Raw genomic sequence first — 15,801 nt, 5'->3', positions numbered from 1 at the left:
GTCGAGGGTCTGGTCGTGGGAGACGCCCACAAACCCGACGTACCCGCCGGGGCGCACCGAGGCCAGGGCCTGGTCCATGGAGCCCTGCGTGCCGACGGCCTCGCACACCCCGTGCGCTCCGTAGCCGCCGGTGAGCTCGCGCACCTGGGCGGCGCCCTCCTCGCCACGCTCGGCGATCACGACGTCCGCGCCGAACTCCCGGGCGAGCGCGGCCCGATCCTCATGGCGGGAGAACACGATGACCTTCTCCGCGCCGAGGGTCTTGGCGGCCAGGACGGCGCACAGGCCGACGGCGCCGTCGCCGACCACGGCGATGGTCTTGCCGGGGCCGGCCTGCGCGGCGACGGCGGCGTACCAGCCGGTGCCGAGCACATCCGAGGCGGCGAGGTAGTCGGCCAGGCGGTCCGGGTCCGAGGGCTCACCCCCGGGCACCTTCACGAGGGAGCCGTCCGCGAGCTCGACACGCATGTACTGCGCCTGGCTGCCCGTGTACTCGCCGGCGTTGACGCAGCGGGACTGGTAGCCGGCCTGGCAGATCTCGCACGTGTTGTCCGAGAGCATGAACGAGCCGATCACGAAGTCGCCGACCTCGAGGGTGGCGACGTCCTCGCCCTTCTCCACGATCGTGCCGACGTACTCGTGGCCCATGCGCCGGTGGTCGACCTTGTTGTGGCCGCGGTAGGGCCACAGGTCAGAGCCGCACACGCACGCGGCGGCCAGCTTCAGGACCACGTCCGTGGGCTGGGCGACGCGCGGAGTGTCCACCTCCTCCACGACGACGTCGCCCGGCGCACGCATGACGACCGCCTTCATCGTCGCGGGGATGGCAGGGGTGGCGGGGGTCTGTGCGGTCATGGTCTGTCCTCCGGTCTGGCCCGGCGGTCCGGGCGGCGGTGTGCGGGGACCAGTCTTGCGCCCCTGGGCCGTGGAGACGACACATCGACGTCGCAGGCGGGGCCGGTGGATGACCGCGCGCCAGCGACATCACCGCCGGGCAGAACCGCGGTGATGTCGCTGGCGTGAGGTCGGCCGACACACCCCGCTCGGCTCACAGCGAACGAGCGACCCCGGGCGTTACGCTGTGGTTCCCATCACATCCGACTCCCCCCGGAGGCCCGTCGTGACCCTCACCCTGCCCGCCCGCCTCGAGCGCACCGCCGCCGAGCATCCGCACTCCACCGCCCTGATCCTCGGCGAGAACCGCATGACGTACGCGGAGCTCCAGGACCAGTCCCAGCGCCTGGCCGGGCTCATGCGGCAGGAGGGCATCGGCCCCGGGGACCGCGTGGCGCTCATGGCGCCGAACATCCCGGCGTTCCCGGTGGTGTTCTTCGCGGCCCTGCAGCTGGGCGCCGTCGTCGTCCCGATGAACCCGCTGTTCAAGCGCCGCGAGATCGAGTACTACCTGGAGGACTCGGGCGCGTCGATGCTGTGGTCCGTGCCGTCCGAGGAAGCCGTGGAGGGCGCCCGCGAGCGCGGTGTGCCGCTGCGCACCCTCGGCGAGGACGGCCTCGCCCCGCACCTCGCGGAGAGCCCCGGCCCGGTGACCGAGACCGTCGAGCGGGACCTCGAGGACGACGCCGTCATCCTCTACACCTCCGGCACCACCGGCCGCCCCAAGGGCGCCCAGCTGACCCACCGGAACATGGGCACCAACGCGGACACCGCGGCGGAGACGCTGATCCAGCTCCAGCACGGGGAGACCGTGCTCGGCTGCCTGCCGCTGTTCCACGTCTTCGGCCTCACGTGCGCGCTCATGGCGCCCGTGACGACGGGCGCCAGCCTGGCGTTGATCCCCCGCTTCGATCCCGCCGTGGCCGCGCAGACCGTCCGGGAGTGCGCGGTGGACGTGTTCATCGGCGTGCCCACCATGTACGGGGCCGTGCTGGCCGCGGCCAAGGACCATCCGGAGGACCTGGCCAGCCTGCGCCTGGGCGTCTCCGGCGGATCCGCCATGCCCGTGGAGCTGCTGCGCCGCTTCGAGGCCACCTTCGACTGCGAGATCCTGGAGGGCTACGGCCTGTCCGAGACCTCCCCGGTGGCGTGCTTCAACCACCCGGGCGAGGAGCACCATCCGGGCTCGATCGGACGCGCCGTCCGAGGGTGCGAGATGCAGCTGGTGACGCCGGACGGGGCCGTCGTGCCCGAGGGCGATGAGGAGACCCTGGGCGAGGTGTGGATCCGCGGGGAGAACGTGATGAAGGGCTACTGGGGCAAGCCGGAGGCCACCGCCCAGGCCATCACCGAGGACGGCTCGTTCCGCTCCGGCGACCTCGCCCGGCGCGATGCCGCGGGCAACTACTACATCGTGGACCGCACGAAGGACATGATCCTGCGCGGCGGGCTCAACGTGTACCCGCGCGAGATCGAGGAGGTGCTCTACGAGCACCCGGCCGTCGCGGAGGCCGCCGTGGTGGGGGTGCCCCACCCGGAGCTCGGCCAGGAGGTCGCCGCGCACGTGGTGCTCGCCCCCGGTGCGCACGCCACGGAGGAGGAGCTGATCCAGCACGTGAAGTCCCAGGTGGCGCCCTACAAGTACCCGCGCACCGTGACCGTGCGGGACGGGCTGCCCAAGACCGCCACCGGCAAGATCCTCAAGCGGGAACTGACGCCGACGGAGTGATCTCGGGATGACCGCCCGGGCCCTCGTGTGGGCCGAGGTGCTTGCGGAGGCGGGCGCCGCGGTCGCCCCGGACCCGGTGCGTGGCATCCCGTTCGACGAGGCCGGGCGCGCAGACCTGGCGGTCCCCGTGGACCGGGCGCTGCGGGTGGCGCCGCCGGCCGACGTCGACGGCGCCTCCCCCTGGTGGCTGCTGGAGACGGACGTGCCCCAGGACGACGACGGCGGCGTCCTGCCGGTGATCCGGGTGGCGGTCGGGGCCCCGGGGCAGGTGCACGCGGTGCTCCCGGACTGCGGATGCGACGCCTGCGACCCCGGGTCGGATGAGCTGCTCGAGGCCGTGGACCAGGCGGTCGTGCGCGCGGTCGGGACGGGGGTGAGCCTGCGGGGCCGTCATGGGCTGCGGCGCCGGGACTGGCACGTGCACTGGCGCGAGGACGGCACGGCCGAGGGGCTGGGCCGGGTCCCGGGATGGCCGTTCGAGGCGCTCACGGACGCCTGCCGGGACCTGGCCGCCGGCGGCCGTCCGAGGCTGCCGCGTGGGACCGAGGCGACCGTGCGGGCGGGGTGGCTCCCGGAGGCGTGAGGGGGCGGCGGTGGCCGGGTGCCGCCGCTCAGAACAGTGCCGCCACCCCCCGAGCGGCGAGCGGGATGAGCCGCACGGCCCGCACCACGGTGAACGCAGTGACCACCGAGACGAGCGCCCACTCCCGCCAGGACCCGGTCCGGCCGAGCAGGGGGAGCCGGAACCGTCCGGAGGACTGCCACCACCACAGGCGCGCGGGGGGCTCCGGGCTGAGCGGCCAGAGCAGGGCCACCCCGTTGTTGGTGAGGGCGTCGCCGAGGATGTGCACGCTCACGCCGACGGCCACGGAGGCGGGGATCCACCACAGCCCGTCGCTGAGGACGGTCGCCGACACCGCGACCAGGATGCCGAGCGCCCACGCGGCCCTCCATCCCCGGTTCGGGAGCAGTCGGAGGGCCTTGGCAGCCACGGCCGCCAGGAACGCGGCGATGACCCCCTGCCCCGGCGTGTAGACGTGCCCCGCGATCGGCACCTGGATGGAGGCGGCCGCCGTCGCGATGGCGGTGAACGCCGCGACCCCCACCAGCGAGTGTGTGCCGCGCCGATGCCCGCCGGCCACGTGGCGGATGCCGCGGCTCATCCACTCGGTCAGGGGCGGCAGGGCGTGGACGACGGTGGCGCGGGGGTGGTCCCAGTCGCTGATCATGGCCGCGCCGGCGGTGGTCACGGCGCCGAGCAGCTGGAGTTCGGCGGGCAGGTGCAGCACGGCGATCGGCGACTGCCAGTGCGTGAGCGCCAGCCAGGCCGCGGCGCCGGTGGCCGCGTGGGACGGGCCCATCATGGGTGGGGTCCTCTCGTTCGCAGGACCGGGCCGCGTCACCGCGCCAGCGAGGGCCGGCGGGCGGCCCGCGGGGAAGGAAGAGGACCAGGGTGGCAGGCGGGGCGGACACGGTAAGGACGCCGCCGCGGCTGGAGCGGGTCGAGGCGGCTGCCCGGCCGGGGGCGGCCGCCCGGCCCCTCACCCCGTCATCGCCAGCACCAGCGGGGCCAGCAGGGCGGTGAGCACACCGGAGCAGGCCATGGCGAGGGCGGAGAACGCACCGGTCTTCGGGCCTTCGGCGAGGGCGCGGGCGGTGCCGATGCCGTGGGAGCTCACGCCGATGGCCAGGCCGCGCACGCGGGGGTCGCGCACGCGCAGCCGGTCGAGCACCCAGGGGGCCAGCACGGCGCCGAGCACGCCGGTGAGCACGGGGAGCACGGCGGCGAGGGAGACGATCCCGCCGCCGGCGTCGGCCACCGCCATGGCGATCGGCGTCGTCGCGGACTTGGGGGCGAACGTGGCGGCCAGCGCGGCGTCCCCGCCCATTGCCCGCACGATCAGCACGGCGCTCACCATGGCGGTCAGCGAGCCGACGGTGACCCCGACGGCGACCGGCAGCAGCAGCTTCCGGATGTCAGGGCCGGCCCGGTACAGGGGGACGGCGAGGGCCACGGTGGCGGGGCCCAGCAGGAAGGTGAGGTAGCTGCCGCCGATCATGTAGGTCTCGTAGTCGATGCCGGTCAGGGCCAGGAACGCGGCCACCAGCACGATCGTCACGAGCACGGGCGTGAGCAGGGCGGTCTGCCGGGCGGCGAGCCACAGGCGGCGGGAGAGCACAGCAACGGCGAGGGTCAGCGCGATGCCGAACAGCGGTGTGTGCAGGAGCGCGTCCCAGGCCTCGGCGAGGGAGTCGGTCAGTTCGGCGGCGTTCACTGTGCGTCCTCCTTGTCCGTGAGGCGGCGGGCGAGCGGGGCGGCGACGCCGGCGGTGACCACCAGCCCCAGCAGCCAGGGCACCACGAAGCCGACCAGCATCAGCGCCCGGTGTTCCTCGATGAGGCCCAGCACCGCGACGACGCCGACGCCCGCCGGGACGAACAGCAGCGGCAGGTGCTGGAGCAGGTGATGGCTCGCCGTCATCACCGGCGCGTCCTCGGCCGGCCGGCGCCACGCGAGCAGGCCGAGCAGCAGGAGCATGCCCAGCACGGCCCCGGGGATCGGCAGGTGCAGCGTGTCGGCCACGAGCGTGCCCGCCAGCTGGCAGAGCAGCAGGATCAGCAGGCCCTCGATCATCGGGGTTCACCTGCCTCGGACGGGCCCACGGGCGGCAGGCCGGGGACGACGCCGCTCCCCGCGGCGTCGAGGTGCGCCTGCAGGGCGCGCTGGGCGTCTGCGGCGCGCCCGGCGGCCAGCTGGGCGCAGATCTCGGCGTGCCCATCGAGGAGGCGGCGGGCGGCGTCGACGGATCCGCCGGTGGCGGCGTGGATCAGGCGTGCCAGGCGGGGGGCGAAGGTGCGCACGACCTCGTCGAAGGCGGCGTTGCCGCACGTGGCGATCACGTCCCGGTGGAACCGCACGTCCAGCGCGGAGAACGCCGCGAGGTCGCCGGCGTCCAGGGCGGCGCGCTGCTGCTCCAGGTTGGCGGTGAGCGTGGCGACGAGGGGCCCGACGGCGTCGGGCCGCGCGACGACCGTGGCGAGGGCGGTGGACTCGAGGAGGCCGCGCAGGGCCGTGAGGTCGGCCACGGTCTGCGGCGTGAGGGCCTGCACGGCCGCGCCCTTCTTGGGGAGGAGCCGCACCAGGCCCCAGCGCTCGAGCTGGAGGAGGGCCTCCCGGGCCGGCGTCCGGGAGATGCCGGCCTCCGTGGAGAGCTGGACCTCGGTGAGCATCTCCCCCGCGGCGATCTCACCGCGGACGATGCGCCAGGCGACGTCGTGGGCCAGGCGGCCGGCAGCCGTGGCACGACTGCCCCATAAGGGGTCGGAGAGTGGAGACATGCGGGCCAGAATAATCGGATGCATGCATGGATGTATGCATTGTGTCGGACTCGGAAGGGGTCCGGGTGGGGAGGCGCCCATGATGCCGGCGCCCACCCTCGCCCCATGACCGTCGCCATCACCCGTCTCGACCCCGCCGGCGCGGACCGCGCGGAGCTCATTGCGCTGCTCACCGGCAACGCGTGGCCCTTCCCTGTGCGCCCCACGTCACCCGGCCGGTGGCGAAGGAGGCCATCGAGGACGGCGGCAGGCACCACACACTGTCGGGTCACCAGCTCCCGATGTAGTCCTCCGGGCCGAGGAGACCCTGGGTGTCCGCCCAGGCTCCCCAGCGGTCGAGGAGGAGGGGGATGGCCTGGTCCTCCCACCAGGGCAGATGGACGAGGCCCTGACTCATGCCTCCGCGGTTGAACCGCTCCACGTTGACCTTGTCCTCGTCGTAAGGCTCGGCCCCCTCAAGGGAGCGATTGAGCGCATCGCGCAGGAGCCGGCCGAGTTCATACTCACTGGTGGGCATGGGGGTGTCGTCGAGCCGTTCAGCGAGCTCCTCCCAGAGACCGACGCTTCCCCGCAGCCCGTACTGGCTGGGGCGGCGGCGGAACAAGTAGCCGACGGTCGCGCGCGCCGACGAATGGACTTCCACCACGTCCACACCGCGCTTCGCCTGCTCCGCCAGGCCCGTGCGGGCCTTCCGGATGCGCTGGCGGAGCAGCTGTGCTTCGGGGCTGGTGCCGCCGTAGGTGAGGTTCAACGGCGGGGTGTGCGCGTCGATCACAGGCTTCTCAATGCCCCCGAGCGGTGTCACTTCCGCGAACCCGGCGGGTGTCTGCCACACGCGGACGGCGAGGTGACGGCGCATCCAGGTGGTCAGCTGCTCGCCGCTCTCCGGGGTGAGGGAGAATCGACCCGCGGAAGCGACGGCGACCGGCTCCAGGTCCAGCCGATCCACCAGGAGTGCGGCCAGAGTGCGGCGCAGAGTGGAGTGCGCGGTGCCGCCGCCCGCGAAATGCTTGCGTTCCAGGCGGGCCCGCAGGCTGCCCTCGGCCTTGCCGATGTAAAGCACATCGCTTCGACTGACAGACGTGTCCAATCGCAGCTCGGCTCGCACCGCGTCTGGATCCTGCGCGACAACCGCGTACAGCCCGGTCGAATCCGGCACGACCTCGCCGCCACCCCCGCCGATGACCACACCGCCGTCCTCGACGCGTGCGAACAGCTGGGGACCGTTCTGCAGAGCATGGGAAGCGGCCTCGATGAACCCCACCTTGGTGGTCATGCCAATGTCCTCTCTTCGTCCGGGACATCCACCCCGGCTACGCCTCGAGCCTACGGAGGGCCTTGGACACGGTAGGCGCCCTGGCGATAGATCGCTGACCCCTCACCGCGCCAGGATCCACCGGTCCTCGGGGTCGAAGACGTGGAGGTCGTCGCATGCGAAGCCGCGCAGCCACGGGACGTGGTCCACGACACGCAGGTACAGGCCGCGGTGCACACCGGACTCGTCGCCGATCAGCTGCTCAGCGGACACGTTCATCCCGACGCCAACCGCGCACAGGCGGGCGGGGCTTCATGCCTCGTCGGGCGCCCGGTCCTCCGCGTCGGCGATGACGTCCTCCAGAGCCTGCAGGTGGGGCTCGGCGTCGTCCCCGGCGCCCAGGTCGGCCAGCGCGAGGCGGAGGGCCTCGAGCAGCTCGCCGGCCTCCGGGTCCGCGGCGGCGGAACTCCAGCTCTCCCGCCAGGGCTCCTGGGTGGCGTCCTGCTGCTGGAGGAAGATGAGCCGCTCGACGTCGTCGGCCGGGATCTTGAGTTCCTCACCCCACGCCTGCATGGTCTCCACGTACGTGGCGTACTTGCGGGGGTAGGTCCAACCGCCGCCGATCCGGACGTCGACGTCCTTCGCATGCTCGGCGAACCAAGCGCGCACCACGGAGTCGAGGACGGGGGCGATGTCGGACTCCCGGTGGGCCTTGGTGAGGAAGTAGAGGTACTTGGTGCCGAAGGCCGCGCCGAGGTGCTTGAGGCAGCCGACCCCGCTCTTGCGCTGCTGCCGGATGTGCTCGAAGGCCGCGGGCCCGCCCTGCTCGAGGGTGATGCGGGTGACGTCGGCGAGCTGCTCCTCAAACCCGGGCTGCGCCATGATGCGCTCCACCCGGGAGGGGCCGTAGCCGACCCGTCCGTATCCCCACACCATCGCGGCGATGAAGGCGTCCCGCTGCACGGCGCGGTCCTCGGCGGTCACCTTCGCGGCGTAACCGGTGACGACGGCGCGGGTCAGCGGCTCGCGCTCGAGGCAGGCGGGCAGGTCGGGCACGTGGGCCGTCCAGTGATCGAAGGACCAACGCGTGGGCTCGTCGGCGGGCCTGCCGGCGGCAGCCCACGCATCGAATGAGCGCTGGAGGGCAGGGGGTACGGCGGCAGCGGGGATACTCGTCATGGCCACAGCGTAGGCCCAGCGGCGGAACGGGAGGCATGTGCCTTCAGTTCCGGCCCGGCCCGCCGCTCCCCTCCGCGATGGCGGTCAGACGGTCCACGTGGGCGGCCCAGCGGTCGGCGCCCCACACGGGCAGGTTGTTCCCCGGGGCGCGCAGGCCGGCCTGCCCGTCGATCTGCTCCCGCAGGATGTCCGCGTGGCCGGCGTGCCGGGCCTCGTCCAGGGCGACGTGCGCGATGATCTGCGCGAGCGTGACCTCCGCCTTGTCGTCGGGCCACCACGCCACCCGCCCGTGGGCGTCGGCGCCGAGGGCCGTGATGGTCGCGTCCGCGTGTGCGAAGCAGCGGCGGGCGAACTCGAGGACGTCCTCGAGGGACTCCCCCTCGGCGGCGAACATGTCCACGTTGTCCTCCTCCGACTGCCCCGCCGCCGCCCAGGGCAGCTGCACCTCCGCGGGGCGGTCGAACGTCTCGCCGAAGTACTCCAGCTCGACGACGGCGGCGTGCTTGACCAGTCCCAGCAGGTTGGTGCCGGTGGGAGTGCGCGGCAGGCGGGCGTCGCGCTCGCTGAGGCCCTCGAGCTTCTGCAGGAGGGCCGCACGCTGGCGGCGCAGCCCGTCGTGGAGGATCTGCTTGTGGTCCATGAGGTGATCCTGCCCCAGAGCAATCAGGCCGCGAACCCCCGCACGAGCTCCGCCACCCGCTCCGGCGCGTCCAGGTGCACGTCGTGCCCCGCGCCGGGCACCTGCACGTGCCGCACATCCGGGCGCCGACGCCGCATCTCGTCCAGCTCTCCGGCGGGCACGTACCCGTTCTCCCCGGTGATCAGCAGGGTTGGCGCGGCGATCTGCCCCCATTCCTCCCACCGGGGCCGCTCGTGGACGGGCCGCAGGGCGGCCTCCAGCACGTCGACGTCGAAGCGTGGCACCCAGCCGACGTCGACGTCCCGGGTGGAGCGCGGGGAGGGCGCGGTTGCGGGCGGCCCCGCCCCTGACTGGCCGTTGCGCACCGCGCGCCTGTGACTGGCCGTTGCGCACCGCGCGCCTGACGCTGCGCCCACACCGGGAGGACGACCTCGGCTGGCCCTGGCGGATCGGTGTCTCTGGTGGTGGGGAACGTGGGCATGCCCGTGGGGACGTGATCCTGTGGCTGACGGACCGCGAGTCATCCCGCGGGCCTCACCTCGTGTGTTCGCCTGACCATGGCCGGGGCACTCCATACGGCACTGAGGCTGGTCAACCCTGTAGACCGCCCCCGTCAACCCCGCCGGCCCGCACGCGCGGCGAACTCGTCCAGACAGGCGAGCACCTCGGTGGCCAGCCACACCCGGTTCCGACGCTGGCTGGAGACCGGCTGCAGCACACCGGCCTCGACAAGCTGGTCCACGGCCCGCTGGGTGGCCGGGCGCGAGACACCCAGCACCTGGGCCAGGTGGTCCACGGTCACGGCGGGTTGCGCGATGATCACCGCGAGCGCCCGCCAGACCGCCGCGTCCCGCCGGGCGGTGAGCCGCTCGCGCCAGCCGGTCAGGGCCTCGTCCAGGTCCGCGACGAGCTCTCGGCCGTTGCCGACGGCGGCCAGGGCGGCCTGTGCGAAGCGGCGCACGATGGGCGCGGGGTCGCCGTCGCGGTAGGCGGTGAGGGCGTCGAAGTATCCGGCCGTGTCCGTGAGGAGTCCCGCGGAGAGGGGCACCCCCATACGGGTGATCGCGCCGGCCCGGTGCAACACGGCGTGCACGAGGACGCGCCCGGTGCGGCCGTTGCCGTCCGCGAACGGGTGGATGGTCTCGAACTGGGCGTGCGCGATGGCGGCCTGCACGAGGGCGGGTACGTCCGTGCGTCGCAGGTAGGCGAAGAGATCGTCCATCCCGGCACGCAGGCGCTCCGGGTGGGGCGGGACGAACTGCGCCGTGTGCGGCGTGGGCGCCCCGCCCCCGATCCACCCCTGCGCATCGCGGTAGGCGCCCGGCCGGGCATGCTCCTGACCGTCCATGAGGGCACGATGGGCGGCCAGCAGGGCGGGCTCGTCGAGGTCGGCGGCCAGCCGGGAAGCAGCGCCCATGGCCCTCACGTTCGCCGCCACGAGCGTTGCGTTCGGGCGGGTGCGTTCGCCGAGAGTCGCCAGGGCGAGGGCTCGCGCGCCCGCGGTGATGTGCTCGATCTGCGAGGAGGACGCGGGCTCAGTGCGCAGGAGCACCGCGTCGATCGGGGCGATCTCGCCGGTGAGCCCCGGGAGGGCGTGGCTGATCTCGGCGTCGAAGCGCACGACGGCGGCCGTCGCCTCCTCGACCTCGGTCGCCAGATCGGAGGGCAGGTCGAGCCCGAGTCGGGCGATGCGGGCCGGGAGCGCGGCTCGATACGGGCCCGAGGCGCGCACGCGAGCGCTGCGGGAGCGCAGCCCGGCGTCATCCGGGCCCGCGGCCCAGGGGCGCTCTTCCCAGCCGACGGCCCACGGGGTCGGGCGCGGATCGTTGCTCATGCCGCCACCTTACGCAACGTTATGTCTAGAGAGTTGCGTACTTCTGGGCGTCGTGAGGTGGAAAGCCGTCTGCCCCGGGCCCGATGCTCCGAGGCGAGCATCGCGTAAGTGACGCCGTCCACCCAGCCGCGGGTGCGGTGCAGTGACTCCTCCTTGAAGGTGCCCTCGTGGCGCAGGCCGACCTTCTCCATCACGCGCAGGATGGGCGCGTTGTCCGCGAAGGCGTGAGCCTCCACGGGTCGGACGCCGAGGCCTGCGAAGGCGAGGTCCAACAGGGCACAGGCCAGCTCGGTGGCGCGGCCCCGGCCGGCGTGGGCCTGGGCTATGGTCCAGCCGATCTCGGCCTGCGCGTCCCGGGCTTCCTCGCGCGGTGCGCCGCGAGGTCGAGGAGGGGCGTGGCCATGGGGTCACGGCAACGGGCGGCGGTGACGTCCCCTCCCCTACTCTCGGCCCCATGGACGTCACCTTCACTCCGCTCGACCCGGCAGGCGCCGACCGGGACGCGCTCGTCGCCCTGCTCACCGAGAACGCGTGGCCGTTCCACACGCGCCCGCGCGTCACCCGGCCGGAGGCGGAGAAGGCCGTCGATGGCGGCGCCTGGGAGGATGAGGACCACCGCACCTTCTGGATCGAGCATCCCGAGCACGGCCGCGTCGGCGTGGTGCGCCTGGAGGACCTCACGGACCCCACCCCCTTGTTCGACCTGCGCGTGGCGGAGCGGTTCCGCGGGCGCGGGCTCGGCGCGCAGATCCTCACCGCGCTCACCCGGCGCGTCTTCGAGACGATGCCCGCGGTGGACCGCTTCGAGGGCCAGACCCGCGAGGACAACGTCCCCATGCTGCGCACCTTCCGCCGGGCCGGCTGGGTCAAGGAGGCGCACTACCGGCGCGGCTGGCCCGTGGACGGCGGCGAGCCGTTCGCGTCCGTGGCCTACGCAATGTTGCGCCAGGACTGGGCGTCCGGCACGACGACGCCGGTCCCCGCCGACGTCGACGCCCCGCCTCCGGCGGGGCGCAAGGAGGGCGCGGCTGCGGGCGGCCGCGCCCCTGACTGGCCGTTGCCCACCGCGCGGCTGACGCTGCGGCCGCACCGGGAGGACGACTTCGGCTGGTTGCAGGAGATGTACACGCAGCCCGAGGTGGTGCGCCACCTGCTGGACGAGCCCTGGGACGAGGCGACCGCGCGGGCGAAGCTGGCCAAGCGGATCACGTGGGACGACCTCGGCGGCCCGTCCGGGGCGGTGTCCCTGGTGGTGGAGCACGCGGGCGTCCCCGTGGGTGACGTGATCCTGTGGCTGACGGACCGCGAGCGCGGTGTCGCGGAGATCGGCTGGGCACTGGATCCGCGACATGCCGGTCAAGGCTTCGCCCGGGAGGCCGCGGCTGCGCTGCTGGACCTGGGGTTCGAGACGTCTGGCCTGCACCGGGTAGTGGCACAGATGGATGCCCGCAACACGGCGTCCGCCCGACTGGCCGAGATGCTCGGGATGCGTCGAGAGGCACACCACCGGCAGGACCTGTGGAGCAAGGGCGAGTGGACGGACACCCTCGTCTACGCGATGCTCGCGAGCGACCGGGGGGTGAGGGGCCATCTATGACGACGAACGGACTTCTACGCTCACCCCATGCAGCTCGAGACCGTGAGGGGGTGGACTCGCGAGGCTCACCAGGTGTGCGGACCGAGGTCCTCGAGGATCTCCAGGTCGAGAGGCCACTCGTCAGGGCGGGGAGTCTCGGGGAGCACCGGCTCGTAGGCGCCGACGTAGACGACCTCCCCCAAGCCGAGGCCGGTGGCCTCCTCTGGCTCAAGGATCGTCAGGTCAGCGTGGCCGGGGACGCGGTCGATCTCGGCGAGCCGCCCCGAGGGCCACACCTCGTGTGCCGCCCTCACCACGGCCCGCACACGACGCAACGGGATCGACCCGGCGGGGCTGCCGTCGTCGTGATGGGTGACGACCCAGCCTGCAGAGGCCAGGGGCCCAGCCTGACTCACTCCCCGGGAGGGCAGCAGGATCAGCTCGTGGACTTCCCCCACGGCGATCGAGTCACCGCAGCATTCCTGCTCCCAGTCCGAGAGCGAGGCGCGGCCGACGGCGCCGACGGTGATGTCCATGGTCGGAGTGTAGGGGCGGGGCCTCACCCGAGGGCACGCGTCACCCGAGGCGCTCCGCCCTCGTTCCAGCGGAACAGGGTGAGGTGCCACAGCCCGAGGAGCGTGTGGGACGAGCCACCTCCACGCGCGCCGACGTGCCGCTGTTCGAGCGGCTCGGGTTCCGCGAGACCGTACCCGACGCGTGCATACCCGCGGCCCGGGAGTGACATCATGGACCTCGGCTCGTGCTGATACTGGGTATCGTGAGCCACGCCACTACACTGTGCTTCCACTGATAAAGGAGCAACCCCCCATGCCGACCCTGCGAACCGTCCCCCTCTCCGCCGCCACGCGGGAGGACCACCTCGCCCGCCTCCGGGCCACCAGCCCGGAGGCCCCCCTCGACATCCTGGTCGTGGGCGGCGGCTCCACCGGCGTGGGCGCCGCGTTCGACGCGGCCACCCGCGGCCTCGACGTGGGCATCGTCGAGGCCCGCGACTGGGCCTCCGGGACCTCGTCCCGCTCCTCCCGCCTCATGCACGGTGGCCTGCGCTACCTCGAGATGCTGGACGTCAAGCTGGTGTACGAGGCGCTGCGGGAGCGCGACCTGCTGCTCACCCAGACCGCGCCCCACCTGGTGCGTCCCCTGCGCTTCGTCTTCCCGTTCTTCCACAAGGTGATCGACCGCGGCTTCATCGGCGCCGGCGTCACCATGTACGACGCCATGCAGTCGCTCGGCCGCCGCCGCGCGATGGGCGCGCACCGCCATCTCAGCCGCCGCTCCATGGCCGCGACCTTCCCCTCCCTCGACGACGAGAAGATCGTCGGCGCGGTGGAGTACGCCGACGCCCAGTTCGACGACGCCCGCCTGGCCATGATGCTCGTGCGATCCGCCGTGGACCACGGCGCCGTGGCCGCCAACTACACCGCCGTCACCGGCTACCTGCGCGGCGACGACGGCCGTGTGCAGGGCGTGCGTGTCCGCGAGGAGACCTCCGGCGAGGAGTTCGACGTGCACGCGCGCGCCGTCATCCTGGCCGGGGGCGTGTGGACCCAGGAGCAGCAGGAGCTGGCCGGGGCCGACGGCGGCCTCGAGGTGCTCGCCTCCAAGGGCGCCCACATCACCGTCCCGCGCGACCGCATCCGCGCCGACGCCGCCACCGGCGTGATCACCAAGACGGAGAAGTCCGTGCTGTTCCTCATCCCGTGGGACGAGTACTGGGTGATCGGCACCACGGACACCCCGTGGGCGGAGGACGTGGCCCATCCGGCCACCACCGCGGACGACATCGACTACATCCTCGAGCACGCCAACGCGGTGCTGAAGGAGGACCTCACGCGAGACGACGTGATCGCCACGTACGCCGGCCTGCGCCCGCTCCTGCAGCCGGTCACCGGATCCGACGGCGGCTCCACCAAGATCTCCCGTGAGCACACCGTCACCGAGGTGGCCCCCGGCCTCACCGCCGTGGCCGGCGGCAAGTGGACCACGTACCGGGCCATGGCCGAGGACGTCGTGGACTTCGTGGTGCGCGAGACCCACCCGACCCGTCCCAGCCTCACCGAGCACATCCCCGTGCTCGGCGGCCTCGGCTACTCGGAGATCGAGGCGGAGGCGGACCGCATCGCCGCCGACTACGGCCTGGACGAGGCCCGCGTGGACCGGCTCCTGTTCCGCTACGGCACCGTGCTGCGCCACGTGCTCGACCTGATCGACGCCGACCCGTCCCTGAGCGTCCCTCTCGCCGAGGCGCCGCGCTACCTGCGCGCCGAGATCGTCCACGCCGCCCGGGCCGAGGGCGTCGTCCACCTGGACGACGTCATCGAGCGCCGCACGCGCCTGTCCACCGAGGTCCGTGACCGCGGCGTCGCGGCGGCCGCGGAGATCGCGTCCCTCGTGGCCCCCGAGCTGGGCTGGGATGAAGAGCGCATCGCCGGTGAGATCCGGGCGTACAAGGACCTCGTCGCCGCCCGCCTCCGCGGCGAGACCGCCCACGACGACGTCACCGCCGCCGCCGCGCTCGCAGCTGCCGACGCCGCCCCCGTCCACGGAAAGGAGCCCGTCCATGGGCACGATCTTCCTGCATGAGATCGCCGGCACGGCCATCCTCCTCCTGCTCGGCGTCGGCGTCGTCGCCAACGTCGTCCTGACGAAGACCAAGGGCAACGGCGGAGGCTGGCTGCTCATCAGCTTCGGCTGGGGGCTGGGCGTCTTCGCGGGCGTCTACGTCGCTGCCGCGACCGGTGCGCACCTGAACCCCGCCGTGACCGTCGGCCTGCTCGTCAGCGGCGCCGAGGAGTACGCCCCCGGCATCGCCGTGACCCTCGGCACCACGCTCGCGTACTTCGCGGCGCAGCTGATCGGCGCCTTCCTCGGCGCGGCCCTGGCCTGGCTGGCCTACCGCGACCACTACCAGGCGGAGACGGACCAGGGCGCGATCCTGGGCACGTTCGCCACAGGTCCCGAGATCCGCAACCCGCTGTGGAACATGGTCACCGAGGTGATCGCCACGTTCGTCCTGGTGTTCGTGATCCTGCTCTTCGGCTCCACCCCCTCCGGGCTCGGCCCGCTCGCGGTGGCCCTGCTCGTCGTCGCGATCGGCGCGAGCCTGGGCGGCCCCACGGGGTACGCCATCAACCCGGCGCGCGACCTGGGCCCCCGCCTGTTCCACGCCGTCGCGCCGATCCGGCACAAGGGCGGCTCGGACTGGGGCTACGCCTGGGTGCCGATCGTCGGCCCGCTCGTCGGCGCCGTCCTGGCCGGCCTCGCCGCGCCTCTGTTCGTCTGAGCGGTCTGCCCGTCCAACCCCGGCGGGCACGTTCCCCTGCGGGAACGTGCC

Annotated in this window: 17 protein-coding genes and 1 pseudogene; 5 read left to right on the top strand and 13 right to left on the bottom strand. The window is 73.2% G+C overall.

The window, feature by feature from the left end:
• A partial coding sequence (locus HMPREF3105_RS05965) for a zinc-binding dehydrogenase (protein WP_246830340.1) occupies positions 1 to 855 on the bottom strand: 855 nt, incomplete at its 3' end.
• A gap of 265 nt (positions 856 to 1,120) precedes the next feature.
• Between HMPREF3105_RS05965 and HMPREF3105_RS05960 the strand changes: the two genes are divergently transcribed.
• Both HMPREF3105_RS05960 and HMPREF3105_RS05955 read left to right on the top strand, forming a co-directional pair.
• On the top strand, positions 1,121 to 2,623 hold the full coding sequence (locus tag HMPREF3105_RS05960) for a long-chain-fatty-acid--CoA ligase (protein ID WP_070708971.1): 1,503 nt from the start codon (positions 1,121 to 1,123) through the stop codon (positions 2,621 to 2,623).
• A gap of 7 nt (positions 2,624 to 2,630) precedes the next feature.
• On the top strand, positions 2,631 to 3,206 hold the full coding sequence (locus tag HMPREF3105_RS05955; protein WP_051995268.1) for a DUF6226 family protein: 576 nt from the start codon (positions 2,631 to 2,633) through the stop codon (positions 3,204 to 3,206).
• A 28-nt stretch (positions 3,207 to 3,234) separates the two neighbouring features.
• On the opposite strand, the gene HMPREF3105_RS05950 is transcribed toward HMPREF3105_RS05955, so the two are convergent.
• From HMPREF3105_RS05950 to HMPREF3105_RS05905, 11 genes and pseudogenes are all read right to left on the bottom strand, one after another.
• Positions 3,235 to 3,987 (bottom strand): metal-dependent hydrolase, encoded by a 753-nt coding sequence (locus tag HMPREF3105_RS05950; protein WP_036315551.1) that lies wholly within the window; start codon positions 3,985 to 3,987, stop codon positions 3,235 to 3,237.
• A 177-nt stretch (positions 3,988 to 4,164) separates the two neighbouring features.
• Positions 4,165 to 4,899, bottom strand: coding sequence for an LrgB family protein (locus tag HMPREF3105_RS05945; RefSeq protein WP_036315548.1), 735 nt, complete (start codon positions 4,897 to 4,899; stop codon positions 4,165 to 4,167).
• Positions 4,896 to 5,258, bottom strand: coding sequence for a CidA/LrgA family protein (locus tag HMPREF3105_RS05940; protein WP_036315546.1), 363 nt, complete (start codon positions 5,256 to 5,258; stop codon positions 4,896 to 4,898). The genes HMPREF3105_RS05945 and HMPREF3105_RS05940 overlap by 4 nt, the downstream gene beginning before the upstream one ends.
• On the bottom strand, positions 5,255 to 5,962 hold the full coding sequence (locus HMPREF3105_RS05935) for a GntR family transcriptional regulator (RefSeq protein ID WP_069941227.1): 708 nt from the start codon (positions 5,960 to 5,962) through the stop codon (positions 5,255 to 5,257). The genes HMPREF3105_RS05940 and HMPREF3105_RS05935 overlap by 4 nt, the downstream gene beginning before the upstream one ends.
• Before the next feature lie 268 nt (positions 5,963 to 6,230).
• Entirely contained in the window at positions 6,231 to 7,238 is a 1,008-nt protein-coding gene (locus HMPREF3105_RS05930; protein WP_070708970.1) for a GIY-YIG nuclease family protein, read from the bottom strand.
• Between the two features lie 102 nt (positions 7,239 to 7,340).
• Positions 7,341 to 7,496 carry a hypothetical protein gene (locus tag HMPREF3105_RS13225; RefSeq protein ID WP_158184087.1) on the bottom strand — a complete coding sequence of 52 codons (156 nt, stop codon included), beginning with the start codon at positions 7,494 to 7,496 and terminating at the stop codon, positions 7,341 to 7,343.
• Between the two features lie 33 nt (positions 7,497 to 7,529).
• On the bottom strand, positions 7,530 to 8,396 hold the full coding sequence (locus tag HMPREF3105_RS05925) for an 8-oxoguanine DNA glycosylase OGG fold protein (protein WP_129866855.1): 867 nt from the start codon (positions 8,394 to 8,396) through the stop codon (positions 7,530 to 7,532).
• A gap of 43 nt (positions 8,397 to 8,439) precedes the next feature.
• Positions 8,440 to 9,036 (bottom strand): DinB family protein, encoded by a 597-nt coding sequence (locus HMPREF3105_RS05920; protein ID WP_020621621.1) that lies wholly within the window; start codon positions 9,034 to 9,036, stop codon positions 8,440 to 8,442.
• A gap of 23 nt (positions 9,037 to 9,059) precedes the next feature.
• On the bottom strand, positions 9,060 to 9,320 hold the full coding sequence (locus HMPREF3105_RS05915) for an alpha/beta fold hydrolase (RefSeq protein WP_020621622.1): 261 nt from the start codon (positions 9,318 to 9,320) through the stop codon (positions 9,060 to 9,062).
• Between the two features lie 329 nt (positions 9,321 to 9,649).
• Positions 9,650 to 10,870, bottom strand: a complete 1,221-nt coding sequence (locus HMPREF3105_RS05910; protein WP_070708969.1) for a Fic family protein — start codon at positions 10,868 to 10,870, stop codon at positions 9,650 to 9,652.
• Positions 10,867 to 11,214 (bottom strand): annotated as a pseudogene (locus HMPREF3105_RS05905) (GNAT family N-acetyltransferase); the annotation flags it as partial. The gene HMPREF3105_RS05910 and the pseudogene HMPREF3105_RS05905, both read right to left, overlap by 4 nt.
• A 110-nt stretch (positions 11,215 to 11,324) precedes the next feature.
• On the opposite strand from HMPREF3105_RS05905, the gene HMPREF3105_RS13780 reads away from it, so the two are divergent.
• Positions 11,325 to 12,467, top strand: coding sequence for a GNAT family N-acetyltransferase (locus tag HMPREF3105_RS13780; RefSeq protein ID WP_070708968.1), 1,143 nt, complete (start codon positions 11,325 to 11,327; stop codon positions 12,465 to 12,467).
• A gap of 65 nt (positions 12,468 to 12,532) precedes the next feature.
• On the opposite strand, the gene HMPREF3105_RS05895 is transcribed toward HMPREF3105_RS13780, so the two are convergent.
• Complete coding sequence (locus HMPREF3105_RS05895; RefSeq protein WP_070708974.1) at positions 12,533 to 12,982, bottom strand: hypothetical protein; 450 nt, start codon at positions 12,980 to 12,982, stop codon at positions 12,533 to 12,535.
• A 292-nt stretch (positions 12,983 to 13,274) separates the two neighbouring features.
• Here HMPREF3105_RS05895 and HMPREF3105_RS05885 point away from each other — a divergent pair, with 292 nt between their 5' ends.
• Positions 13,275 to 15,050 (top strand): glycerol-3-phosphate dehydrogenase/oxidase, encoded by a 1,776-nt coding sequence (locus HMPREF3105_RS05885; protein ID WP_044659370.1) that lies wholly within the window; start codon positions 13,275 to 13,277, stop codon positions 15,048 to 15,050.
• Positions 15,028 to 15,750: an MIP/aquaporin family protein gene (locus HMPREF3105_RS05880; RefSeq protein ID WP_010079813.1), complete on the top strand. Its 723-nt coding sequence runs from the start codon at positions 15,028 to 15,030 to the stop codon at positions 15,748 to 15,750. The genes HMPREF3105_RS05885 and HMPREF3105_RS05880 overlap by 23 nt, the downstream gene beginning before the upstream one ends.
• Positions 15,751 to 15,801 lie beyond the last annotated feature (51 nt).

This window comes from Micrococcus sp. HMSC31B01 (assembly GCF_001816085.1).
GTDB classification, from domain to species: Bacteria; Actinomycetota; Actinomycetes; order Actinomycetales; family Micrococcaceae; genus Micrococcus; species Micrococcus luteus.
The sequence above is the reverse complement of the archived record's forward strand: the minus strand, read 5'-3'. Positions and strand labels throughout refer to the sequence as shown.